Annotated in this window: 20 protein-coding genes; 2 read left to right on the top strand and 18 right to left on the bottom strand. The window is 71.3% G+C overall.

Annotated features, from left to right (window positions below):
* Positions 1-27: 27 nt before the first annotated feature.
* Positions 28-843, top strand: a complete 816-nt coding sequence (locus tag ACFYZA_RS22875) for a tyrosine-protein phosphatase (RefSeq protein ID WP_382586007.1) — start codon at positions 28-30, stop codon at positions 841-843.
* A 6-nt stretch (positions 844-849) separates the two neighbouring features.
* Here ACFYZA_RS22875 and ACFYZA_RS22870 read toward each other — a convergent pair whose 3' ends face one another.
* The 18 genes from ACFYZA_RS22870 to ACFYZA_RS22785 all read right to left on the bottom strand — a co-directional run bounded on the left by ACFYZA_RS22870 (position 850) and on the right by ACFYZA_RS22785 (position 21,043).
* The gene (locus tag ACFYZA_RS22870; RefSeq protein WP_382586512.1) at positions 850-1,023 is read right to left on the bottom strand and encodes a DUF6126 family protein; all 174 of its coding nucleotides are present in this window, start codon (positions 1,021-1,023) and stop codon (positions 850-852) included.
* 32 nt (positions 1,024-1,055) lie between these two features.
* Entirely contained in the window at positions 1,056-1,652 is a 597-nt protein-coding gene (locus ACFYZA_RS22865) for a helix-turn-helix domain-containing protein (protein WP_382586004.1), read from the bottom strand.
* Positions 1,653-1,723: 71 nt separating this feature from the next.
* Entirely contained in the window at positions 1,724-3,199 is a 1,476-nt protein-coding gene (locus tag ACFYZA_RS22860; protein WP_388492416.1) for an aspartate aminotransferase family protein, read from the bottom strand.
* Positions 3,196-5,103: a 1-deoxy-D-xylulose-5-phosphate synthase gene (dxs, locus tag ACFYZA_RS22855; RefSeq protein WP_388492414.1), complete on the bottom strand. Its 1,908-nt coding sequence runs from the start codon at positions 5,101-5,103 to the stop codon at positions 3,196-3,198. The genes ACFYZA_RS22860 and dxs overlap by 4 nt, the downstream gene beginning before the upstream one ends.
* Before the next feature lie 314 nt (positions 5,104-5,417).
* A complete protein-coding gene (gene hpnH / locus ACFYZA_RS22850) occupies positions 5,418-6,440 on the bottom strand; it encodes an adenosyl-hopene transferase HpnH (protein WP_382585995.1) in 1,023 nt (340 codons plus the stop codon).
* Positions 6,441-6,445: 5 nt separating this feature from the next.
* Entirely contained in the window at positions 6,446-7,090 is a 645-nt protein-coding gene (locus ACFYZA_RS22845) for a 1-hydroxy-2-methyl-2-butenyl 4-diphosphate reductase (RefSeq protein WP_382585992.1), read from the bottom strand.
* The gene (shc, locus tag ACFYZA_RS22840; RefSeq protein WP_382585989.1) at positions 7,090-9,084 is read right to left on the bottom strand and encodes a squalene--hopene cyclase; all 1,995 of its coding nucleotides are present in this window, start codon (positions 9,082-9,084) and stop codon (positions 7,090-7,092) included. The genes ACFYZA_RS22845 and shc overlap by 1 nt, the downstream gene beginning before the upstream one ends.
* Before the next feature lie 107 nt (positions 9,085-9,191).
* Complete coding sequence (locus tag ACFYZA_RS22835; RefSeq protein ID WP_388492412.1) at positions 9,192-10,301, bottom strand: polyprenyl synthetase family protein; 1,110 nt, start codon at positions 10,299-10,301, stop codon at positions 9,192-9,194.
* On the bottom strand, positions 10,298-11,680 hold the full coding sequence (gene hpnE, locus ACFYZA_RS22830) for a hydroxysqualene dehydroxylase HpnE (protein ID WP_388492410.1): 1,383 nt from the start codon (positions 11,678-11,680) through the stop codon (positions 10,298-10,300). The genes ACFYZA_RS22835 and hpnE overlap by 4 nt, the downstream gene beginning before the upstream one ends.
* 136 nt (positions 11,681-11,816) lie before the next feature.
* Complete coding sequence (gene hpnD / locus ACFYZA_RS22825; RefSeq protein ID WP_382585980.1) at positions 11,817-12,767, bottom strand: presqualene diphosphate synthase HpnD; 951 nt, start codon at positions 12,765-12,767, stop codon at positions 11,817-11,819.
* Positions 12,764-13,657: a squalene synthase HpnC gene (gene hpnC / locus ACFYZA_RS22820; RefSeq protein ID WP_388492408.1), complete on the bottom strand. Its 894-nt coding sequence runs from the start codon at positions 13,655-13,657 to the stop codon at positions 12,764-12,766. Before hpnC ends, hpnD begins: the two co-directional genes overlap by 4 nt.
* Positions 13,658-14,077: 420 nt before the next feature.
* Positions 14,078-14,893: an ABC transporter ATP-binding protein gene (locus ACFYZA_RS22815; protein ID WP_382585974.1), complete on the bottom strand. Its 816-nt coding sequence runs from the start codon at positions 14,891-14,893 to the stop codon at positions 14,078-14,080.
* Positions 14,880-15,761 (bottom strand): ABC transporter permease, encoded by an 882-nt coding sequence (locus tag ACFYZA_RS22810; RefSeq protein ID WP_382585972.1) that lies wholly within the window; start codon positions 15,759-15,761, stop codon positions 14,880-14,882. Before ACFYZA_RS22810 ends, ACFYZA_RS22815 begins: the two co-directional genes overlap by 14 nt.
* Before the next feature lie 55 nt (positions 15,762-15,816).
* Positions 15,817-16,662 (bottom strand): glycosyltransferase family 2 protein, encoded by an 846-nt coding sequence (locus ACFYZA_RS22805; RefSeq protein ID WP_382586509.1) that lies wholly within the window; start codon positions 16,660-16,662, stop codon positions 15,817-15,819.
* 35 nt (positions 16,663-16,697) lie between these two features.
* Complete coding sequence (locus tag ACFYZA_RS22800; protein WP_382585969.1) at positions 16,698-17,477, bottom strand: CDP-alcohol phosphatidyltransferase family protein; 780 nt, start codon at positions 17,475-17,477, stop codon at positions 16,698-16,700.
* Positions 17,455-18,516 (bottom strand): iron-containing alcohol dehydrogenase family protein, encoded by a 1,062-nt coding sequence (locus tag ACFYZA_RS22795; RefSeq protein WP_382585966.1) that lies wholly within the window; start codon positions 18,514-18,516, stop codon positions 17,455-17,457. The genes ACFYZA_RS22800 and ACFYZA_RS22795 overlap by 23 nt, the downstream gene beginning before the upstream one ends.
* Entirely contained in the window at positions 18,504-19,241 is a 738-nt protein-coding gene (locus ACFYZA_RS22790) for a sugar phosphate nucleotidyltransferase (protein ID WP_382585963.1), read from the bottom strand. Before ACFYZA_RS22790 ends, ACFYZA_RS22795 begins: the two co-directional genes overlap by 13 nt.
* Complete coding sequence (locus ACFYZA_RS22785; RefSeq protein ID WP_388492697.1) at positions 19,238-21,043, bottom strand: DUF5941 domain-containing protein; 1,806 nt, start codon at positions 21,041-21,043, stop codon at positions 19,238-19,240. The genes ACFYZA_RS22790 and ACFYZA_RS22785 overlap by 4 nt, the downstream gene beginning before the upstream one ends.
* A gap of 410 nt (positions 21,044-21,453) precedes the next feature.
* Here ACFYZA_RS22785 and ACFYZA_RS22780 point away from each other — a divergent pair, with 410 nt between their 5' ends.
* On the top strand, positions 21,454-22,395 hold the full coding sequence (locus ACFYZA_RS22780; protein ID WP_382585960.1) for a cation diffusion facilitator family transporter: 942 nt from the start codon (positions 21,454-21,456) through the stop codon (positions 22,393-22,395).
* Positions 22,396-22,444 lie beyond the last annotated feature (49 nt).

Raw genomic sequence — 22,444 nt, 5'->3', positions numbered from 1 at the left:
CACCCAGGATCGACGTCAGGAGTCCCCGTGACCCAGCAGATTCCGCAGGTCCCCGCGGCAGAGCCCGAGCTTTCGGGGGTGCGCAACTTCCGCGATGTGGGCGGGTTGCCGACCGTGGACGGGCTGCGGGTGCGCGGCGGGCGGCTCTTCCGCAGCGGGCACCTCGCGCACGCCACCGAGGCGGACGCGGCCTTCCTCGCCACCCTGGGCCTGCACACCGTCTTCGACTTCCGCAACGCCGGGGACCAGAAGCTGGAAGGGCCCGACATCGCGCTGCCGGGCGTGCGCAACGTGAACATCCCGCTGACGGATCCGGCCGACGGCGCCGAGTTCTGGAAGATGGTCCGCGACGGCGACCTCGACGAACTGCGCTCCCTGCTCGCGGGCACCAAGGGCGCGGACCGCATGATCCACTCGTACCGCGAGATCATCACCCAGCGCACCGCCGAGCACAGCCGGGTGCTGCACGCGCTCGCCGAGGACAGCGTGCCCGCCCTGATGCACTGCGCCGCGGGCAAGGACCGCGCGGGCCTGTCCATCGCGGTGGCGCTGCTCGCGGTCGGCGTCGAGCGGGACGCCATCGAGGCGGACTACCTCAAGTCCAACGACCCGCACCGCCGCTACAAGGTGCGCCGCACCAGCACGTCGGCGGACGCGATGTCCCCCGAGGTGATGGAGCTGCTCAGCCCCCTCTTCGACGCCCGCGCCGACTACCTGCACGCGGCGTTCGACACCATCGAGGAGACCTGGGGCACCACCGACCGCTACTTCTCCGAGGGCCTCGGCCTCTCCCCCGAGACCCGCGAGCGCCTGCGCGAACGCCTCCTGGACGCCTCGGTCTGAGAGCGGTTACTTCCCGCCCACCTCGAAGAGCAGGTAGAGGAACCCCGCGAAGATGTGCCCCGCGACGAGGTAGGCGAAGAGCCGCACGACCAGGCCCCGGGGGAACTTGGTCTCCGCGGTCTCCTCGATGCTCTTGCGCGGCGCCGGCGCCTCGGCGGGCGCGGCCTCGTGCCCGGACATCCCGGTCCCGTTCTCCATGGCGTGCCGTCCTCTCAGCTGTGCGGGTGGTGCGGATGCGGATCGGGGCTCTGCAGCAGGGTGTGCACGAAGAGGAACTCGGCTCCCCCGCGCGAGGCGGCGGAGATCCGGTGCGGGGTCAGCGAGTCGAAGTGCGCGCTGTCCCCGGGGTCGAGTTCATGGGTGGCGTCCCCCAGGCTGAGCCGGAGCCGTCCGGTCAGGACGTAGAGCCACTCCTCGCCGGGATGGACCCGCACGAGTTCGCGCTGGGTGCCGTACGGGACCTCGACGCGCAGCGCCTGCATGGCGCGGCCGGAGGCGCCGGTCTGGTGGTAGGTCCAGCCGTCGGCCTCGCGCGGTGCGGCCCGGCCGGCCCGGATGACGGGCTCGCGCTCGGGAGGCATCTCGCCGAGCAGCTCGGAGACCGTCGTACCGTAGATGCGGGCGAGCCCGAGCAGCATCGGCAGCGAGGGCTGGCGGGCCCCCGTCTCGAGCCGGGAGAGATGTGCGGGCGAGAGGCCGGCCCGCTGGGCCGCGGCCTCCAGGGTGAGACCGCGGCGGCGGCGCAGTTCGCGCAGCCGGGGCGCGACGCCCGGAAGCGCCGCGACGTCGTCGTCGGCAGGAGTGCTCATGCGCTCCATTCAGGCAGCTGGTTGCCTCAGAGGCAAACTTTTTGCCTCTGAGGCAAAACCGCCCCGACGGCTCAGCGGTTGGCGACCGCCTGCTTCACCAGGGTCCGGCCGAAGTCCCACATCAGCCCGCCACCGCCGTGCGCGTCGTCCATGACGGCGGTGAAGGCCGCCACGAAGCGGTCCACCTCGCGTTCCGTGATGGTCAGCGGCGGAATCAGCTTGATCACTTCGAGGTGGTCGCCGGAGACCTGGGTGAGGATCCGGTGCTTCTGGAGCAGCGGCACGACGACCATCTGCGCGAAGAGCCCCTTGCGGGCGGCCTGGAGCATGGTCCAGCGGCTGCGCAGCTTGAGCGAGGACGGCCGGCCGAACTCGATGCCGATCATGAGTCCGCGTCCGCGTACGTCCGAGAGGAGCTCGTAGCGGTCGATCAGCGCGGCGAGCCGGGTGCGCAGCAGGTCGCCCGTGACGCGCGCGTTCTCGACGACGCCCTCGTCCTCCATCACCGAGAGCACCGCGAGCCCGGCCGCCATCGCCTGGGCGTTGGAGCCGAAGCTCGCCGAGTGCACCAGGACGCGGTCCATCGACGAGTAGACCTTCTTGAAGATCCACTCCTTGCCGAGGGTCGCGCCGACCGGCACATAGCCGCCCGAGAGCGCTTTCGCGACGCACACCAGGTCCGGCTCCACGCCCTCGTCGTGCTGGTAGGCGTAGAAGTCGCCGGTGCGGCCGAGGCCGGTCTGGACCTCGTCCGCGATGAGCAGCGCCTTGTGCCGGTGCAGGAGCTCCTGTGCGGCGCGCAGATAGCCGGGCGGCGACTCGTGGACGCCCTTGCCCTGGATCGGCTCGACGATGAGGGCCGCGACGTCGCCGCGCTTCAACTCCCTTTCCAGCGCGGCCAGATCACCGAGCGGGAGGGCGGTGTCGGGCAGCAGCGGAGCGAAGCCGTCGCGGAACCCGGACTCGCCGTTGACCGAGAGCGATCCGGTCGTCAGGCCGTGGAAGGCGTGCGAGCAGTACAGGACCCTGGGCTTCCCGGTGGCGTACCGGGCGAACTTGAGAGCGGTCTCCACGGCCTCGGTGCCGCTGTTGCCGAAGAACACCCGGTCCAGGTGCGGGCTGTGCGCGAGGAGCTTCTCGGCGAGCAGACCGGGCAGCGGCTGGCAGTCGAAGCGGGTCAGGTCCGCGAGCGAGGCGTCCAGGACGTCGTGCAGGGCCTTGCGGACGACGGGGTGGTGCCGGCCGAGGCCCATCACCCCGAAGCCCGCGAGCATGTCGAGGTAGTCGTTGCCCTCGGCGTCCCAGAAGTACGCGCCCTCGGCCCGCTCGTAGACCTTGTCGAAGCCGATCGTGTGCAGCATGCGCGGGAGCTGGTGGTTGAGGTATCTGGAGTGCAGTTCATAGCGTTCGGCCCCGCGCTCGGCGAGGAGCCGCGCCAGGTCGAAGCCCTTGCCCCGGGGGGTGTCGGTGCCCGGTACCGCGAGGCTCCCGCCCTGGGGGACCTCGGTGCCCGGTGTCGCGAGGGTCTTCGGCTCGCCGTCGGTCATGCGTCGTTCTCCTTCTCGGCCGCCGCGGCGGCTTCCTCCGTGGCCGCCAGCGCGGCGCCGATCCGTCCCGCGATCTCCACCGGGGTGAGCCCGATGTCGGCCAGCACCTCCCCGCGCTTGGCGTGCGCGAGGAACTGCTCGGGGATGCCGAAGCCGCGCAGCGGCACATCCACCCCGGCGTCCCGCAAGGCCTGCCCGACGGCCCAACCGACGCCACCGGTACGGACGTTGTCCTCCACGACCGCGACCAGGCGGTGGCGCGCGGCGAGCAGGGGGAGCTGTTCGTCGACGGGTTTGACCCAGCGCGGGTCGACCACCGTGCAGGTGATGCCGCGCCCGGCGAGCAGCTCGGCCGCCTGGAGGCACACGGACGCGAGCACCCCGACCGCCACGAGCAGCACGTCGGCGTCCTCGTCCCGGCGCAGCACGTCCATGCCGCCGAGCCGGGCGAGCGCCGGGATGTCGGGCCCGACGGACTCCTTGGGGAAGCGCACCACCGTCGGCGCGTCGGCCACGTCCACGGCCTCGCGCAGCTGCGCCCGCAGCCGGCTCGCGTCACGCGGTGCGGCGATCCTGAGCCCGGGCACGACCTGGAGCATCGAGAGGTCCCACATGCCGTTGTGGGAGGGCCCGTCGACGCCGGTCACCCCGGCCCGGTCGAGCACGAAGGTCACCCCGCACCGGTGCAGGGCCACGTCCATCAGGACCTGGTCGAAGGCCCGGTTGAGGAAGGTGGCGTACACCGCGACGACGGGGTGAAGGCCGCCGGTGGCGAGCCCGGCCGCGGAGACCGCGGCGTGCTGCTCGGCGATGCCGACGTCCCACACCCGTTCGGGGAAGAGCTCGGCGAACCTGGTCAGGCCGGTGGGGTGCAGCATCGCGGCGGTGAGGGCCACGATGTCGGGCCGCTCCGCGCCGAGTTGGGCCAGCTCCTCGCCGAACACGGCGGTCCAGGAAGGGCCGTTGGGGGGCGTCAGCGGCTCGCACGTGAGCGGGTCCATCGCACCGACGGTGTGGAAGCGGTCGGCCTCGTCGTCGAGGGCGGGCTGGTAGCCGCGGCCCTTCTCGGTGAGGCAGTGCACAAGTACCGGTCCGTGGAAGCGCTTTGCCCGCCGCAGCGCCGATTCGACGGCCTCCGTGTCGTGCCCGTCGATCGGGCCGACGTACTTCAGACCCAGGTCCTCGAACATGCCCTGCGGGGCGAACGCGTCCTTGAAGCCCTTCTTCGCGCCGTGCAGCGACTCGTACAGCGGCTGCCCGACGACGGGCGTGTTCCGCAGCACGTCCTTGCCCCAGGCCAGGACCCGCTCGTAGCCGTCGGTGGTGCGCAGGGTGGCGAGATGGCCGGCGAGGCCGCCGATGGTCGGGCCGTACGAGCGCTCGTTGTCGTTGACGACGATGATCAGCGGGCGGTCCCGCGCGGCGGCGATGTTGTTCAGGGCCTCCCAGGCCATGCCGCCGGTGAGCGCGCCGTCACCGATGACGGCGACGACATGGCCGTCCCGGCCGAGCACCTCGTTGGCCTTGGCGAGGCCGTCGGCCCAGCCGAGGACGGTGGAGGCGTGGCTGTTCTCGATGACGTCGTGCTCGGACTCGGCGCGCGAGGGATAGCCCGACAGGCCGCCCTTGGTGCGCAGCTTCGAGAAGTCCTGCCGTCCGGTGAGCAGCTTGTGTACGTAGCTCTGGTGCCCGGTGTCCCACAGGATGCGGTCGACCGGTGACTCGAAGGCCCGGTGCAGGGCGATGGAGAGCTCGACCACCCCCAGGTTGGGCCCGAGATGGCCGCCGGTGCGGGCCACCGCGGGGATGAGGAACTCCCTTATCTCCTGGGCGAGTTCGCCGAGTTCCGCCTGATCGAGCACTTGCAGGTCTTGCGGCCCCCGGATGTTCTCCAAGATCGTCACGTTCGGGCCCCCACTTTCTGATGCTGTTCAGATCACGATCGACCTCAGGTCCGGCCCACTCGGCGCGCGGCGACCCGGGACCGCCCCGGAGCGATGCCTCCCGCTCCCCACAGCCCCTGACCGCGACCCGCGGCGGAACCTCCATCCCCCGCGGGCCCGGTCACCGGGATCCGCGGCCCGCGCGACCGTCGCCGGCGCGGCCCCGCCGACCACCGCCGGCCCGACCCGGACGCCGCGAAGGGCGGCGCACAGCAGGCGGCCGGGCTCGCGGCGCGGGAAGCCCCGGGGAGACCGGCTCCCCGGGGCCCATCACCTCAGCCGCGGTTTCCCTGGACGGTCTCGCGGACCGCCCGGAGCGACTCCTTCAGCGACCCCATGGTCGCGAGCACGGCGGTCGGCTCGTAGCCGCAGTGCGCCATGCAGTTGGCGCACCGGTCGTCGCGGCCGCGTCCGTACTTGCTCCAGTCGGTGTCCTCGACCAGCTCGCGGTACGTCGGCACGTACCCGTCGCTCATCAGGTAGCAGGGTCGCTGCCAGCCGAAGAGCGAGTAGTTGGGGATCGCCCACGCGGTGCACGGGAAGTCGGCCTTGCCCTCCAGGAAGTCCAGGAAGAGCGGCGAGTGGTTGAGCCGCCAGCGGGCCCGGTTGCCGCCGGAGAACGCCTTCTTGAAGAGCTCCCGGGTCTGCTCGACGCCCAGGAAGTGCTCCTGGTCGGGGGCCTTCTCGTAGGCGTACGCGGGCGAGATCATCATCTCGTCGACCTTGAGGTCGTCGTTGAGGAAGTTGAGCACCTCGATGATGGTCTGCGGGGTGTCGGTGTTGAAGAAGGTCGAGTTGGTGGTGACCCGGAAGCCCTGCCGCTTGGCCTCCTTGATCGCCTCCACCGCCTCGTCGAACACGCCCTCCTTCGCCACCGACTCGTCGTGCCGTTCGCGCAGCCCGTCGATGTGCACGGCGAAGGCGAAGTAGGGCGACGGTGTGAACTTCTCCAGCTTCTTGCGCATCAGGAGCGCGTTGGTGCACAGGAAGACGTACTTCCTCTTGGCCACCAACTGCCGCACGATCTCATCGATCTGAGGGTGCATCAGGGGCTCGCCGCCCGCGATGGAGACCATCGGCGCGCCGGATTCCAGTACCGCTCCGACGGCCTGGGCCACCGGCATGCGCTGCTTCAGGATCCCGGCCGGATGCTGGATCTTTCCGCAGCCCTCGCATTTCAGGTTGCAGGCGAAGAGCGGTTCCAGCTCGACGATCAGCGGGAACTTCTCACGCTTGCGCAACTTCTGTTCAAAGAGATAGGTCCCGACCCTGATGGACTGGCGAAGCGGCATGGCCATCTGGCTCACCTCCTGGGGAGCAGCAAAGAACGGTGCCATTCAAAGAAAGCGGGAAGGACGGCACGAAGAACGCGGAAGGCTGATATTCCACCGCGCACCGTGCCAATCCGGACGAGTTCATGTTCTGGAGCGTCCACGACCACCCGTACGGCCGCAACCGGGCGCGATCCGGCCTGCCGGGCGGCCCGCAGCGTGGCGGCGGACTCCATGTCCACCGCGATCGCTCCGGTCGCCCTCAGATCGGCCCGCTCAGGGCCTCGTACGACGTGGTCCGACCCGGTGAGCGGGCCGGTGTGCACCGTACGGTCCGGCAGCGCTGCGGCGAGCGCCTTGGCGAGCACCTCGGTGTCGGTGCACACCGTGGTGCCGTCCGGGCCGCGGGTTTCCTCGGCGACGACCAGGTCCCCGGGGTGCATCCCGGGGACGAGGCCGGCGCAGAAGCCTGAGGCGATGACCGCCGCGTCGCGCATCCCTGCCGCGCCGAGCGTGCGCACCATCGCGCGTTCGGCGGCCCTGGGGCCCATGCCGCTGCGCAGCACGGTGACCGGGCCCGCCGCGCCGCCGTGGGCGCCGCGCAGCGCCAGCCGCTCGATGGTGAGCGCACAGGCGATCACCAGCGGGACGGGCTGCGGGGCCTGGGGGGTGTCCATCAGCTCCCCTTGGCGGCGATGAGGGAGAACGGTTCTCCATGGACGTACCGGCCGAGCGCGGTCAGCGGGAAGACCTGCCGGTAGAGGTGGTAGTTGATCGAGAAGTCCCAGGGGAATCCCGTGCCCGTGAAGTACGGCTCGTCCCAGGAGCCGTCCGCGCGCTGGTTCTCGGCGAGCCAGGCGATGCCGCGCTCGGTCGCCGTGGCGTCCCGCTCCCCCGCCGCCAGCAGCGCGAGCAGCGCCCAGGCGGTCTGCGAGGCGGTGGAGGGCCCGCGGCCCACCCATTCGGTCTCGCCGTAGGAGCGCAGGTCCTCGCCCCAGCCGCCGTCGTCGTTCTGCACGGACTCCAGCCAGCCGACCGCGCGGCGGATCGCGGGGTGCGCGGCGGGGATCCCGGCGGCGACCAGGGCGGGCACCACCGACCCTGTGCCATATACGTAGTTGACGCCCCAGCGGCCGAACCAGGCGCCGTTGGCCTCCTGTTCGGCGAGCAGCCACTCGATGCCGCGCCGGGTGCGCGGATCGTGGGACTTGCCCTCGTAGGCGAGCATCTCCACGACGTGTGCGGTGACATCGGCCGAGGGAGGGTCGATGACCTCGCCGAAGTCGCAGAACGGCAGCCGGTTGGGGAAGGCGCTGGTGTTGTCGGCGTCGAAGGCGCCCCAGGCGCCGTTCTTCGACTGCATCCCCAGGTTCCAGCGCACCCCTCGGGAGATGGCCGCCTCGACCTTCTCCTGCTGCGGGTGCTTGACCCGGCGCAGCGCCAGAATGACCTCGGCGGTGTCGTCGATGTCGGGGTAGTTGTCGTTGTGGAACTCGAACGCCCAGCCGCCGGGCTGGAGTTGGGGTCTGCGCACCGCCCAGTCGCCTGGGCGGGTGATCTCCTCCTCCAGCATCCAGTCGGCCGCCCTGACGAGCGCCGGGTGGTCGCCGGGCACGCCCGCGTCGGCCAGGGCGATGGCGGCGAGGCAGGTGTCCCAGACCGGCGACTGGCAGGCCTCGATCATCCGGGCGCCGTCCTCGCGCCATACCGCGAACCGGTCGAGGGACTCCAACCCGGCCCGCATCACCGGGTGTTGGAGGTCGTAGCCGAGCAGATGGAGGGCGATCACGGAGTAGACGGCGGGGGGCTGGATGCCGCCCCAGCAGCCGTCGTTCTCCTGGCGCTCCACGATCCAGCGGGCGGCGCTGCGCATCGCGGCCCGCCGCAGCTTGCGGGGCGCCACCTTGTGGTAGGCGTGCAACACCTTGTCGAGGCGCTGGAACGCGCCGTCCCAACTCGCCACCGGGGCAAGGGGTTTGACCGGATTGGGCCGGCGGGCGTCGGTGTGCAGCTCATCCAGCGCGAAGGGCGCGGGGCGCACCGGGCGTTTCGCCGAGACCACCGTGAGCGGCACGATGGTCTGCCGGGCCCAGCAGCCGAAGTCGTAAATGTTGAGCGGGACCCACTTGGGCAGGAAGATCAGCTCGGGCGGCAGCTCGGGCAGGTCGTCCCACTTCCACCAGCCGAACAGGGCCAGCCAGATGCGGGTGAAGACCCGGCTCGCGGCGATGCCGCCCCTGGCTCTGATCCAGGCCGCGGCGCGGGCCATGTGCGCGTCCTCGGGCCGGTCACCGGCCAGCCTGAGCGCGACGTACGCCTCGACGGTGGTGGAGAGTTCGCCGGGGCCGCCGTAGAAGGTGGCCCAGGTCCCGTCGTCGCGCTGCTCGCCCCGGATGAAGAGGGCGGCGGCGTGCAGTGTCTTCTCGTCCTGGATGCCGAGGAACTGACGCAGCAGCAGGTCCTCGGCGTCCATGGTGACGTTGGTCTCCAGGTCGCCCTTCCACCAGCCCTGGGCGTCCTGCCGCGCCAGCAGATGCTCGACGCCGCGCTCGGCGGCCTGCCGGGCGGCGTCGAGTACCGCGTCCGCGCCGGGAGCGATCCCGGTTGTTGCACTGGCCGCGGCGGCCCGGGGCTGCGGAGCCCCGGTGCTTCCGTCGGTCGTCGCTGTCATGGCTTCCCCTTCGTGCAGTAGCTACTTCTGCTGTGCTGGGGTCTCCGTCGGAGGCGGCCCGGTCTCCCGGGCCGTTCCGGCGACTGCGAGTCATATGCGAATAGTGATCATCTCTTTCGGACGACGACGAAGTCCGCGAGCGCGGTGAGCTGTGCGCGGACCTTTTCCGGCATGTCGACGGCGTCGAGCGCCTGGATCGCGATGGTGTGCTGCCTGCGGGCCTCCTGCGAGGTCCACTCGCGGCCGCCGGCCTCCTCGATCAGGGCGGCGCGGGTGGCGAACTCCGCCTCGGAGAAGCTGTCGAAGTCGTTGCTCTTGGCGTCGGCCGCGAGCAGTTCGCCGAGCCGGGTCGAGGCCGGGCCGCCCGCGGCGAGCGCGGCCACGACCGGCAGCGACTTCTTGCGCTGGCGCAGGTCGCTCCAGGTCTGCTTGCCCGTGGCGTCCGGGTCGCCCCAGATGCCGAGCAGGTCGTCGACGGCCTGGAAGGCGAGGCCGAGGTGGTAGCCGTACGCCTCGAGCGTGTCGGCGGTGTGGTCGTCGGCGCCGCCGAGGACGGCACCGATGGAGACGGCGCAGGCGAGCAGCGCGCCCGTCTTGTTGCCCTCCATCTCCAGGCACTCCTCGACGGTGACCCGCTCGCGGTGCTCGTAGGAGATGTCCTGGGCCTGACCGTCGATCAACTTCCTTGTGGCGGTGGTGAGTCGGCGGGTGGCGCGGCCCGCTTCGACCGTGCCGAGTTCGAGGAGGACCTCGTTGGCGAGGGCGAACAGGGCGTCGCCGACGAGGATCGCCTGGGCGGGCCCGTGCACCTTCCACACCGTGTCGCGGTGGCGGCGCTGCTCGTCGCCGTCCATGAGGTCGTCGTGCAGCAGCGAGAAGTTGTGCACCAGCTCCACCGCGACGGCGCCCGGCACGCCGACCTCGGCGGCGGCACCGGCCGCCTCGGCGGAGAGCAGGGCGAGGGCGGGCCGTACGGCCTTGCCGCCGTCGCCGTCCGCCGGGCGCCCCTGGGCGTCGATCCACCCGAAGTGGTAGGCGGCGACGGTGTCCATGGGAGCCGCGAGCCGCTCGACGGCCGCGCGCAGCTCCGGAGTCGACAGCGCGCGCCCCCGCTCCAGCAGGGCGGTGACGTCCACGGTGTCCACAGCCGGATTCGCCGAAGCCGAAGGCACAGTCGGCACAGTCTCTCCTCTTGTTCCAGTACTGCTAACAGTCATGCCGCCTCCTGAAGCGGATGAACATGGGGGCGGCCGAGGGCGGACAGAGCGGCGCCGGCGGCACTGAATCCGCTGCGCACGGCGCCCTCCATGGTCGCGGGCCAGCCGGTCGCGGTCCACGCGCCGGCCAGGTACAGGCCGTCCGCGCGGGTCCGCGCCGAGGGCCGCAGCCGTCCGACGCCGGGGGTGGGGGCGAACGTCGCCGTACGCTCCCGGGTGACGAAGAAGTCGAGGATCCCCGCGCCGCGCGCCGCGGGCAACAGCTTTTCCAGCTCGGGCAGATAGCGGGCGCGCAGTTCGGCCACCGGCAGCTCGATCTCGTCCCCGGCGTCCGACTGGGAGACGGCCAGATACTGCCCCCCGCCGGTGAGGCCCGAGGAGTCCGTCCGGTCGAAGACCCACTGCACCGGGGAGCCGAGCGCGGCGAAGAAGGGCTGCTTGAGCACCTTGCGGTCGTAGACGACGTGCACGTTGAGGATCGGCGCGGTGCCGATGTCGAGGAGCCTGTCCGGCTCGTCGAGGGCGCCTTCGGGCAGCAGGTCGTGGGTCTCCTTCTGCGGTACGGCGAGCACGACGACCTCGGCGTCCAGCGTCTCGCCGGCCAGCTCGACCCGCCAACCGCCCTTCTCCGTACGGGAGATGGACTCGGCCTTGGTGCGCGTCTCGACGCGCACGGCCGCCGACTCCAGGGCCTTGCGGGCCAGCGTGTCGTGCAGCCGGCCGAGCGGCACCCGGGCCCAGCCGATGTCGGCGGCCCCGGCCTCGGAGAGCAGCCCGGTCTTGAAGACCATGGCGGCAAGGCCGAGGGAGGCGTGCGGCGCGGTGGCGTTCAGGGTCGCCACGCCGACCAGGTCCCACAGGGCTTCGATGGTGCGCTCCGACTGGCCGTGCCGGCCCAGCCAGGTCGCGAAGTCCACGTCGTCCAGGGCCGGGTCGCTCGGGTCGAGCTTCTTCAGCGCGAGCGCGGCGCGCCCGACCGAGGCGCGCTCGGCGAGCGAGAGGTGCGGGTACGTCGCGAGGCTGCGCCCCAGGTGCAGCGGCACGGGCAGCGGGTCGCGGCGCAGCCGGCCGAGCCGGGGCCCCCTGGGATGCCCGACGTCGAGCACGGGAACGTCCAACCGGTCCTGGACCGGGGCGAGTTCGGCTCCGCCGACGCGGTCGAGGAACCAGCGGTAGGCGGTGCAGCAGCGCAGATAGACGTGCTGGCCGTTGTCCACGGTGAGGTCGCCGCGCCGGAAGGAGAACGCGAGGCCGCCGAGCCGCGGGCGGCCCTCGACCAGGGTCACGCCGAGGCCCGCGTCGGCGAGTTCGAGCGCCGCGGTGATGCCGGCGAGTCCGCCGCCGACCACCACCGCGCGCTGGGACCGCGTGTCGCTCATGCTTGCTCCCCCCGGGCAGCGCCGGTGCCGTGCGCACGGCGGGCCGGCACAGTCAGGGACGCATCGCCGCACGGAGAAGTTGCACGTCGGGCCCGCTCCATGGTGCTCGGCCCTGCGTCCAGGTGCGCGTGGTGCATCAGACGCGCCTCCTGGCGGTCTGCCGGGAGACGTACCGGGTGTCGAGACCGGAGAGTCCGCGTACCGCGACGTACGCCTTCTCCCGGCCGGGCAGCGACACGCGCCCGCGCAGCACCGCCTCCGGGTCGCGCTCGATGCGGTCGAGCAGACGGCGGTAGATCCCCGCCATCGCGGCGACACAGGCGCCGCTGCGCCGGTCCAGCATGGGAAGCAGCCGGTAGCCCTCGGCGAACAGGGCCCGGGCGCGCCGCACTTCGAAGTGGACGAGCCCGGCGAAGTCGGAGCCGGGCGGCGGGACGGGCCCGTCGAAGCCCGTCGAGCAGCCGAACTTGGCGAGGTCGTCGGAGGGCAGATACGTCCGCCCGTTGCCGGCGTCCTCGCGAACGTCCCTGAGAATGTTGGTGAGTTGGAGTGCGAGCCCCAGCGTGTCGGCGTACTCCGGGGCGCGTTCGATGCCCGGCGCGCCGGGCTGGGTGCCGAACACGCCGAGCGAGAGCCGGCCGATGGCGCCCGCGACACACCGGCAGTAGGTCTTCAGGTCGTCCCAGGTCTCGTAGCTCTCGCCGTGCACGTCCATCAGGACGCCGTCGATGAGCTCGTCGAGCCCGCCGAGCGGGATCGGGAAGCGGCGTGCCGCGTCCGCGAGCGCCACCGCGACCGGGTCGGTGTCGTCCTCGTCGACGGCGCCGTCGCGGACGCGCCCGAGCAGCGCCCGGGTCTCCTCAAGGCGCGTCTGCTTGGCGTCGTTGGCCAGCGTTCCGTCACCGATGTCGTCGACCCGGCGCGAGAACGCGTACAGCGCGGACATCGCCTGCCGCTTGTCGGCCGGCAGCAGCCTGATGCCGTACGCGAAATTGCGCGCCTGCTGCCCGGTCACGGCCTCGCAATAGCTGTATGCGGCCTGTACCGGTGCGGACACGGGTGCCTGTGCCTCCACTGTCCGGCTCACCCCTCTCTACGCGCTCTTCGCAAGACGGCTCCCACCTCGCGCATCAGCCTTGCCTTGGTGGGCTTGGGCGGCCCCGGGAGTACGTCGTGGCCGGCGGCAGCGACCGCGTCGAGCGCGGCGCGTCCTCCGGCCACGAATCCGGCCAGCAGCAGCTTGAGTCTGCCGTGGACGCTACCCACCAGAGGGGTACCTTCATTCAGCAACGACCCGGCGCGTTCCGCTTCGAACGCGACCAGGGCACGCACCGAAGCGCTCCCCGTAGGGGCGGCCAGATCGGCCTGCGTGACATGGAAACGTGACATGTCCTCGGCCGGCAGATAGATCCGGTCCCGCCCGAGGTCCTCCTTCACGTCCTGGAGGTGTTCGACGATCTGCAACGCCGTGCAGATCGCGTCGGAGCGGCGGACGCGCTCCGGGCTCGTGGTGCCGGTGATGGCGAGGACGAGCCGCCCCACGGGGTTGGCGGAGAGCTCGCAGTAGGCGAGCAGCTCCTCGTACGTCTCGTAGCGCCGGACCCGCTGGTCCTGGCGGTTGGCCGCGACGAGCCCGAGGAACGGCTCGGGGGTCAGCCCGCAGCGCCGCACGGTGGGCTCCAGGGCCACCAGGAGCGGGTGGCGGGGCGTGCCGTCGAAGACGCGGCGCAGATCCGCCTCGAAGGCGTCGAGCATGAGGAGCCGGTCGTCGGCGTCGGCCGGCGCCACGCCGAGGTGGCGGGCGTCGGCACCGCCGGGGGCGAGGTCGCCGTCACCGATGTCGTCGACGAGCCGGGCGAAGCCGTACACGGCCATCAGGTCGTCGCGCCAGGCGCGCGGCAGGAAGAAGGGGGCCACCGGGAAGTTCTCGTCCGCGGCCTTGTCGAGCGTGGCGCGCGAGGGGGTTCCGGTGCGCACGTCCCGGACTGGGGTCACCGGGTACCGCCCGGGGCGGGAACGGCGGCCGTCCCTTTGAGCTGGAGATTTTCCGAAGCCATGGCCGTCACATCTCCCGTTCTACACCGCCGACCCAATACATCCTATTTCGGACACGCCGCCTGACCTCCCCGGACGGAGTGACCCGTCGTGCGAGGAGCCGGGGGCGTATTACCCCACTTGCCGCGAATCAGCACCGGTACAGCTTACGTTGTACAACGGCCGACGCCACGTCGGGGTGTTGCGAGCATTACAAGAACACTCCATTCCGGCCCAACCTTCCCCGCACACTGGCAACTTGACGGGATCTTGACTGTCCGACCACACCATAGGACGCGGAAGCCCCTGCCGGGGTTGATCGACAGGGGCTTCGATGTGCGCGGTCCGCCGGATGACGCCGCGTCAGCGGCCGGACTCCTTCTGGTAGGCCTTGACGACCTCGTCGGTCGGCCCGTCCATGAGCAGCTCGCCCCGCTCCAGCCACAGCACCCGGTCGCAGGTGTCCCGGATGGAGCCGATGCTGTGGCTCACCAGGAACACGGTTCCCGCGTGCTTGCGCAGCTCCCGGATGCGCTCCTCGGAGCGGATCTGGAACTGGCGGTCACCGGTGGCGAGCGCCTCGTCGATCATGAGGACGTCATGGTCCTTGGCCGCGGCGATGGAGAACCGCAGCCGGGCCGCCATGCCGGAGGAGTACGTCCGCATCGGCAGGGAGATGAAGTCGCCCTTGTCGTTGATGCCGGAGAAGTCGACGATCTCCTCGTAGCGCTCCCTGACCTCCTCGCGGGACATGCCCATGGCCAGGCCGCCGAGGATGACGTTGCGCTCGCCCGTCAGGTCGTTCATCAGCGCCGCGTTCACGCCGAGCAGCGAGGGCTGCCCATCCGTGTAGACCCGGCCGCTCTCGGGCGGCAGCAGGCCGGCGATGGCCCGCAGCAGCGTCGACTTGCCGGAGCCGTTGGAGCCGATCAGGCCGATCGCCTCGCCGCGGTACGCGGTGAACGACACGCCCTTGACCGCGTGCACCCGGCGCATGCCCCGGGCGGCTCCGCCGGTCTTGTCCTTCTTGACCATGCGGCTCAGGGCGGCGGTGGCGCTGCCCTTTCCGCCGCCGCCACCGTTGACGGTGTACACGATGTGCACGTCGTCGCAGATGACGGTGGGAATCCGCGCGTCCTCGACCGCGACGCGGTCCCTGATGTCCTCAGCCACGGCCATATCGCTCCTCAGCCTTCCAGAAGTACACGAATCCGAGGGCGCCCACGACGACGGCCCAGCCGACGGCGAGTGCCCAGACGTGCGGGGGCAGGGACCCGCCGCCGTAGCCGTCCAGCAGTGCGTAGCGCGCCAGGTCCATGTAGATGGCGGCCGGATTGACCTGCAGGACGTGCTTGAGCCAGCTCGGCTTGTCGTGGAGCACCGCGGTGATGCTGAACATCACGCCGGACGAGTACATCCAGGTCCGCATGATGAACGGCATCAGCTGCGCGAGGTCCGGCGTCTTGGCGCCGAGCCGGGCGAAGATCAGCGCCAGTCCGGTGTTGAAGACGAACTGCAGCGCGAGGACCGGGATGATCAGGATCCACGTCATGCCCGGCATGAAGCCGGAAGCGACCACCACGATCATCAGGACGATCATCGAGAACAGCAGCTGCTGGAGCTGCTGCAGCGCGAAGGAGACGGGCAGCGAGGCGCGCGGGAAGTGCAGCGCCCGCACCAGGCCCAGGTTGCCCGAGATGGCCCGTACGCCGGCCATCAGCGAGTTCTGCGTGAAGGTGAACAGGAACACTCCGGTCACCAGGAACGGGATGAAGACATCGTTGGGGATGCCCTTCCTCGTTCCCATGAGCACGCCGAAGATGAAGTAGTAGACCAGCGCGTTCAGCAGGGGCGTCGCCACCTGCCAGATCTGGCCGAGCTTCGCCTCGCTGTACTGGGCGGTGAGCTTGGCCGACGAGAACGACAGGATGAAGTGGCGCCGACCCCACAGCTGCTTGATGTAAGCGGTGAGCCCGGGCCGGGCACCGCTCACCGACAGCCCGTGCTTGGCGGCGAGGTCCGCCGGGGACAGGGTTGTGTCACTCACAAGTGGAAACTTTCGTGTTCAAGAAGTACGCCCGATGGTCTCAGAGCCGAGACTCTCAGATGACGGGGGGACGGCCCAGCCGGGTGAGCTTGAAGACCGTACGCCACTTCATGGGGCGACGCGGTCCGCAGGGCGTCGTCCAGCCCTCCTTGAACCCGCCGAACCAGGCCTTGAGCGCCGGGCCCGACGGCTTGCGCGCCAGGGTCAGGAGCAGCCAGACCCCGAGGTAGACCGGCACGAGCGGGGCGGGCAGGTTGCGCCGGGCCAGCCAGACCCGGTTGCGGGCCACCATCCGGTGGTAGACCGCGTGCCGGGACGGGGCGGTCGTCGGGTGGTGCAGGACCATGTCCGCGCGGTAGTCGATCATCCAGCCGGCGTCCAGGGCCCGCCAGGCGAGGTCGGTCTCCTCGTGCGCGTAGAAGAACTCGTCGGGCAGCCCGCCGACCTCCGCGAACACCTGGGTGCGCACGGCGTTGGCGCCGCCGAGGAAGGTCGTCACGCGCGAGGAGCGCATCGGGTCGGCGGCGCGCAGCCTCGGCACGTGGCGGCGCTGGGTGACGCCGGTGTCCGGGTCGGCGATCCGGAAGCTGACGATGCCGAGCTCCGGGTCGGCCGCGAAGGCCTGGCGGCACAGCTCGGCGGTGTCCGGGTTGGGGAGCAGGCCGTCGTCGTCCAGGAAGAGCAGCACGTCGACCTCGGCGCCCGAGGGGCCGAACGCCTCGATGCCGACGTTGCGGCCGCCCGGGATGCCCAGGTTCTCCGGCAGCTCCACGGTGCGTACGCCCTCGGGGACGTCCGGGACCGGGGCGCCGTTGCCGACCACCACGACCTCGACGTGGTCGCCGTCCTGCTTGGCGACGGAGTCGAGCAGGGCGCGCAGTTCGGCGGGGCGGTTGCCCATCGTGATGACGACGGCGCCGACCTTCAGGGGGGCGTTCACTTGAGCCTGCTCGACGCGAGGATGGACACGAGGTGCAGCACCGTCTGCAGCAGCGCGATGCCGGCCAGCACCGCGACGCCCAGGCGCGAGAAGTACAGGTCGCCCCGGACCTGGTCCACGATCGCGAGGACCAGGATCAGCAGGGACGCCTCGATGCCGAGGACGAGCCGGTGGAACTTCAGCGCGGCCGCGGCACGGCGGGCCAGCGCCACACCGGAGGAGCGCGGGGTGGCCGCCGCGTCCTTGACCAGCGGCAGACCGCCCTGGTGGCGGGCGACGCCCACGAGGTCGGTCTCGGCCTTGATCAGGATCGCGCCGAGGGCCGCGAGCGTACCGAGGAAGGCCCACAGCCAGTCGATGCGGCCGGGGCCCCACAGGTCGGCGGCGCGCAGGCCGAAGCCGACCAGGACCGCCGCGTCGCACAGATAGGCACCGACGCGGTCCAGGTAGACGCCGGACAGCGAGAACTGCTTCTTCCAGCGGGCGACTTCGCCGTCGACGCAGTCGAGCAGCAGATAGCCCTGGACGGCGACGACACCGAGCACGGCGCCCCAGATGCCGGGCACGAGGAGGGCCGGGGCGGCGAGGACGCCGCTCAGGGTCATCAGGTACGTCAGCTGGTTCGGCGTGACCTTGGTGGTGACCAGGACGCGGGTGATGCGCAGCGAGATCTCGCGCATGTACAGGCGGCCGCCCCAGTGTTCTCCGCTGACCCGGTCCTTCACACCCGCCGGGTGCACGACCGGGCGGAGCTCAGCTACGGATGGTCTTGGCATAGTCGGCGTACGCGTCCCTGATCTGGTCGGTGGACAGGTCGAGGTGCTCGAGGATGGTGTAGCGGCCGGGGCGGGTCTGCGGGGCGAACTCCACGGCCTGGACGAACTCGTCGGCGGTGAAGCCGATTTCCTCCGCCGTCACCGGCAGGGCGTGCCTGCGCAGCACCTCGGCCATGAGGGCGGACGCGTCCTTGGCACCGCGCAGGTGCATGGCGAACGCGGCGCCCAGGCCGCACTGCTCGCCGTGGCTGGCCGCGCGCTGCGGGAAGAGCAGGTCGAAGGCGTGGCTGATCTCGTGGCAGGCGCCGGACGAGGGCCGGCTGTCGCCGCTGATCGACATGGCGATGCCGGACATGACCAGGCCCTCGGAGAGCGTGACCAGGAAGTCGTCGTCGCCGACGGTGCCCGGGTGGCGCAGGACCGCCTCGCCGGCGCTGCGCGCCATGGCGGCGGCCAGGCCGTCGACGGGCTCCCCGGTCTCGCGGTGCGAGAGCTCCCAGTCCGCGATCGCGGACAGGTTGGAGATCGCGTCGCCGATGCCCGACCGCACGAAGCGCGGCGGGGCGTCCCGGATCACGTCCAGGTCGATCAGGATGGCGATCGGGGTGGGCACGCCGTAGGAGCCGCGCCCGTTGTCGTTGTCCAGGGTGGAGATCGGCGAGCAGATGCCGTCGTGCGAGAGGTTCGTGGCGACGGCGACCATCGGCAGGCCGACGCGGGCCGCCGCGTACTTCGTCACGTCGATGATCTTCCCGCCGCCGAGCGCCACCACCGCGTCGTAGCGCTTGCCGCGCATCGCGTCGGCGAGCCTGACCGCCGCGTCGATGGTGCCGCCGTCGACCGGGTACCACTCGGCGCCCGGCAGCAGGGGGCCGAACTGCTCGCGCAGCTTGAGCCCCGAGCCGCCGCTGATCGCGATCGCCAGCTTGCCGTTGGCGGAGATGCGCTGGTCGGCGAGGACGACCGCGAGGTCGTCCAGGGCCCCGCGCCGGATGTCGACGACAACCGGCGAGGGGATCAGCCGAGTCAGTACTGGCACGCGATCTCACGGCCCTTCGCCAGGTCGTCGTGGTTGTCGATCTCGACCCACGACACCTCGCCGATGGGGGCCACGTCGACGGTGAAACCGCGGTTGACGAGCTCCTGGTAGCCGTCCTCGTAGTAGAGGTCGGGGTCGCGCTCGAAGGTGGCCTTCAGCGCGTCGGCGAGCTCCTCGGCGGCCTCGGCCTCGATGAGCGTGACGCCGATGTACTCGCCGGTGGCGCTCGCCGGGTCCATCAGCTTGGTGATGCGCTGGACGCCCTTGCCCTCGGCGGTGATGACCTTCATCTCCTCGTCGGCGAGGCTCTTCACCGTGTCGAGGGCGAGGATGATCTTCTGGCCGTCGCCGCGCGCGGCGAGCAGGGTCTTCTCGACCGAGACGGGGTGGACGGTGTCGCCGTTGGCGAGGATCACACCGCGCTTGAGGACCTCACGGGCGCACCACAGGGAGTAGGCGTTGTTCCACTCCTCGGCCTTGTCGTTGTCGATCAGCGTGATCGCGACGCCGTACTTGGCCTCCAGGGCCTCCTTGCGCGCGTAGACGGCTTCCTTGCGGTAGCCGACGACGATGGCGACCTCGGTGAGGCCGACCTCGGCGAAGTTCTTCAGCGCGATGTCCAGGACGGTGGTGTCGCCGTCAACAGGCACGAGGGCCTTCGGGAGCGTGTCGGTGTAGGGGCGCAGACGGCGTCCGGCACCGGCTGCCAGTACGAGGCCAATCATGCTGTTTCTCCTTCGTCATGTACGGCAGGTGCTCCGGAGGACACCCAGAAACGGATGGACTCCACGAGCACCACGAGCGCGATGACCGCCGCGAGGGCGGTGAGCGCCAGGGTGAAGTCTGTGTCTCGCGTGGCGAGGACGGCGGCGAGCACCGTCACCACGAGCGTGCGGCCCTCGTGGCCGCCGATCACCCGCACCAGCCACTGCGGCGGCGCGCCGGACCCGCCCTTGATGCGGTAGACCGTGTCGTAGTGATGGTAGGCGACCGCCGCGACGAGCCCGAAGGCCGCGGGAAGGGCCCCGGCCACGTCCGAGCGGGCCGCCAGGATCAGGACCGTGCAGTACTCGGCCACCCGGAAGAACGGCGGTACGAGCCAGTCCAGCGGGCTCTTGAGGGGCCGGGCGACGGCGAGGCCGGACAGGACCGCGTACAGCACGGCCGCACCGGTCACCAGGCCGCTGCCGACGGGCCGCGTGAGCGCGGCGGCGATGAGCAGCAGCGCGCCGACGGCGGCCAGGACGGGGGCGCCCGGGATCCGGGGCGCCCTGGCCGCGACCAGCTGGGCGAGCGGCCCGCTGTCGGCGAGCTCGGCGAGGGCCCGGGCCGCGCGGTCGGTGCGGGCGGCGCGGCGGCTCAGCGAGCGCAGGACCCGGCCGGCGGTGGTGTAGCAGGCGGCGAAGGCGCAGCCGATGAGCAGCGCGTAGAACACGACGCGGGGCGTGGTGACGGCGGTCAGCACGGCGATCATCGCCCAGCGCTCACCGATCGGCAGCACGATCATGCGCCGCACCCACACCGTCCAGCCGACCGAGTCGAGCTTGTCGGAGAGGGCCGCGGTGGGGCTGGTGTTGGCGGTGGCGTCAGTGCCTACGACGTGCGCCTCGTTGAACGAGAAGTCCACGACGTGACGGCAGGTCTGGAGCACCATCGCGCCGAGCGCGAGGGCCCACACGTCGTCGCCGCCACGGGCCGCGCCGAGGGCGAGGCCCGCGTAGTAGGCGTACTCCTTGGCCCGGTCGAACGTGGCGTCGAGCCAGGCGCCCATCGTCGAGTACTGGAGCGAGTAGCGGGCGAGCTGCCCGTCGGTGCAGTCCAGGACGAAGGAGAGGATCAGCAGCACTCCGGCCGCGACATAGCCGCCGCGCGTCCCGGTCGCCGCGCAGCCGGCCGCGATCAGCGCGGTGAGCAGCGAGGCGGTGGTGACCTGGTTGGGGGTGAGACCCCGGCGGGCGCACCAGCGGGCGAGGTAGCGGGAGTACGGGCTGACGCAGTGGGTGGTGAAGAAGCCGTCGCGGGACTTCACCGCGTTGCGCAGGCGCACGGCCTCGTCGTCGACGGCGGCGACGGCCTGGCTCGCGGCGGCCGCGGCCACCGCGTCGGCGGGGACGGTCGCGACCAGCGAGCCGAGCTCGGGGTGGTGGACCGCGACGCCCTCGGCCTCGACGGCTGCCGCGATGTCGTCGGTGAGCACCGAGGCCGTACGGACCTGGGCGGCGGGCGCCGCGGAGCCGCCGGACAGGGCGCGGACGAGCGCCGGGCGGGCCTCGGCCTGAACGGTGAGGGCGCCCGGGACGGAGGCGGCCGCGAAGCGCGGGTCGGTCAGCGCGAGCCGCAGCGCGTGGACGTGGCCGAGGAAGCGCGGGTCGACCAGAGCGACGCGCTCACCGGCCGGCACCTCGGCCAGCAGGCGGGGCAGGTCGTCGGGGAGCAAGGCGTTCCGCACGTCGAATCCCAGCGCGCGCAGATCGGGTCCGAGCTGCGATCCGGGCACCGGCGGACCGGTAAGGATGGCGGTCGACAGACGAATTCACTCCTTGCGACTGACATGGCTGACGTCACGGCCCGGCCCGGCACGGGGGCGGGCGGCACGTCGGCAGAGGCTATCGGATGCGCGGAACCGGGAATTCACTGGCCGTTTACGCCCGATGAGGCCCGGGAGCGCCCGTTGCCGGGGCGCCGCGATCATCATGGTCGATCAAGGGCGCAGCCCACAAACCGCGTTCGAACGCCGCTCGTCCGCCCCGCGCGCCCGCGCTCCCGGGGCGTCCACGAAGCGATCACTGCGACGCTCTGACCTGCAAGCATTTCCGCAGGTCAGAGCACATGACAACGGTGTTCAGTCCCGTGTTGCACATACCCCCTACCCGTAGTTCACTGACCCCTCGTACACAGACATCGGGATTGATCGGCGACGGATCCGGGAGGGCCTTCATGGGGGCTGGGCACGACCACGGACACACACACGGCGGGCCGCCGCCCACCGGCACCGCGGCCGCCGCCTATCGCGGCAGGCTACGTATCGCGCTCGGCATCACACTGACCGTGATGGTCGTGGAGATCGTCGGCGGTCTGCTCGCGGACTCCCTCGCGCTCGTCGCGGACGCGGCGCACATGGCGACGGACGGCCTGGGGCTCGCGATGGCGCTGCTCGCCATCCACTTCGCCAACCGCCCGGCCGGGGGCAACCGCACCTACGGGTACGCCCGCGCCGAGATCCTCGCCGCGCTCGCCAACTGTCTGCTGCTGCTCGGGGTCGGCGGCTACGTCCTGTTCGAGGCGGTCACGCGGTTCGTCGAGCCCGCCGACACCGCCGGCGGCACCGCCGTGATCTTCGGCCTGATCGGTCTGGTGGCGAACTCGGTCTCCCTTTCGCTCCTCATGAAGGGGCAGCAGGACAGCCTCAACGTGCGCGGCGCCTTCCTGGAAGTCCTCTCGGACGCGCTCGGCTCGGCGGCCGTGGTGGTGGCCGGTCTGGTCATCATGACCACGGGCTGGCAGGCGGCCGACCCGATCGCCTCGCTGGTGATCGGCCTGATGATCGTGCCCCGGACCGTCAAACTGCTGCGCGAGACCCTCAACGTGCTGCTGGAGTCGGCGCCCAAGGGGGTCGACATGGCGGAGGTGCGGGCCCACATCGTGGAGCTGCCGGGCGTGGAGGACGTACACGATCTGCACGCCTGGACCATCACCTCCGGCATGCCGGTGCTCTCGGCGCACGTGGTGGTCAGCCAGGAGGTGCTGGACAGCGTGGGGCACGAGAAGCTGCTGCACGAGCTGCAGGGCTGCCTGGGCGATCACTTCGACGTGGAGCACTGCACGTTCCAGCTGGAGCCCGGCGGCCACGCCGAGCACGAGGCGAAGCTCTGCCACTGAGACGCGCGGTTCCGGCGGCCCCGCGTGGGGCAGGACATGCGGATGCCGG

Origin of the sequence: Streptomyces sp. NPDC001828 (assembly GCF_042892175.1) — a bacterium.
GTDB lineage: Bacteria > Actinomycetota > Actinomycetes > Streptomycetales > Streptomycetaceae > Streptomyces.
The sequence above is the reverse complement of the archived record's forward strand: the minus strand, read 5'-3'. Positions and strand labels throughout refer to the sequence as shown.

What these genes read in the sequence shown, in the direction of transcription:
- hpnH (WP_382585995.1), bottom strand. Translation starts at nt 6,440, where the DNA reads ATGGCCATGCCGCTTCGCCAGTCCATCAGGGTCGGGACCTATCTCTTT.
- ACFYZA_RS22780 (WP_382585960.1), top strand. Translation starts at nt 21,454, where the DNA reads ATGGGGGCTGGGCACGACCACGGACACACACACGGCGGGCCGCCGCCC.
- ACFYZA_RS22865 (WP_382586004.1), bottom strand. Translation starts at nt 1,652, where the DNA reads ATGAGCACTCCTGCCGACGACGACGTCGCGGCGCTTCCGGGCGTCGCG.
- ACFYZA_RS22790 (WP_382585963.1), bottom strand. Translation starts at nt 19,241, where the DNA reads ATGATTGGCCTCGTACTGGCAGCCGGTGCCGGACGCCGTCTGCGCCCC.
- ACFYZA_RS22805 (WP_382586509.1), bottom strand. Translation starts at nt 16,662, where the DNA reads ATGGGCAACCGCCCCGCCGAACTGCGCGCCCTGCTCGACTCCGTCGCC.
- ACFYZA_RS22800 (WP_382585969.1), bottom strand. Translation starts at nt 17,477, where the DNA reads ATGCCAAGACCATCCGTAGCTGAGCTCCGCCCGGTCGTGCACCCGGCG.
- ACFYZA_RS22845 (WP_382585992.1), bottom strand. Translation starts at nt 7,090, where the DNA reads ATGGACACCCCCCAGGCCCCGCAGCCCGTCCCGCTGGTGATCGCCTGT.
- shc (WP_382585989.1), bottom strand. Translation starts at nt 9,084, where the DNA reads ATGACAGCGACGACCGACGGAAGCACCGGGGCTCCGCAGCCCCGGGCC.
- hpnE (WP_388492410.1), bottom strand. Translation starts at nt 11,680, where the DNA reads ATGAGCGACACGCGGTCCCAGCGCGCGGTGGTGGTCGGCGGCGGACTC.
- ACFYZA_RS22870 (WP_382586512.1), bottom strand. Translation starts at nt 1,023, where the DNA reads ATGTCCGGGCACGAGGCCGCGCCCGCCGAGGCGCCGGCGCCGCGCAAG.
- ACFYZA_RS22835 (WP_388492412.1), bottom strand. Translation starts at nt 10,301, where the DNA reads ATGACTGTTAGCAGTACTGGAACAAGAGGAGAGACTGTGCCGACTGTG.
- ACFYZA_RS22860 (WP_388492416.1), bottom strand. Translation starts at nt 3,199, where the DNA reads ATGACCGACGGCGAGCCGAAGACCCTCGCGACACCGGGCACCGAGGTC.
- ACFYZA_RS22815 (WP_382585974.1), bottom strand. Translation starts at nt 14,893, where the DNA reads ATGGCCGTGGCTGAGGACATCAGGGACCGCGTCGCGGTCGAGGACGCG.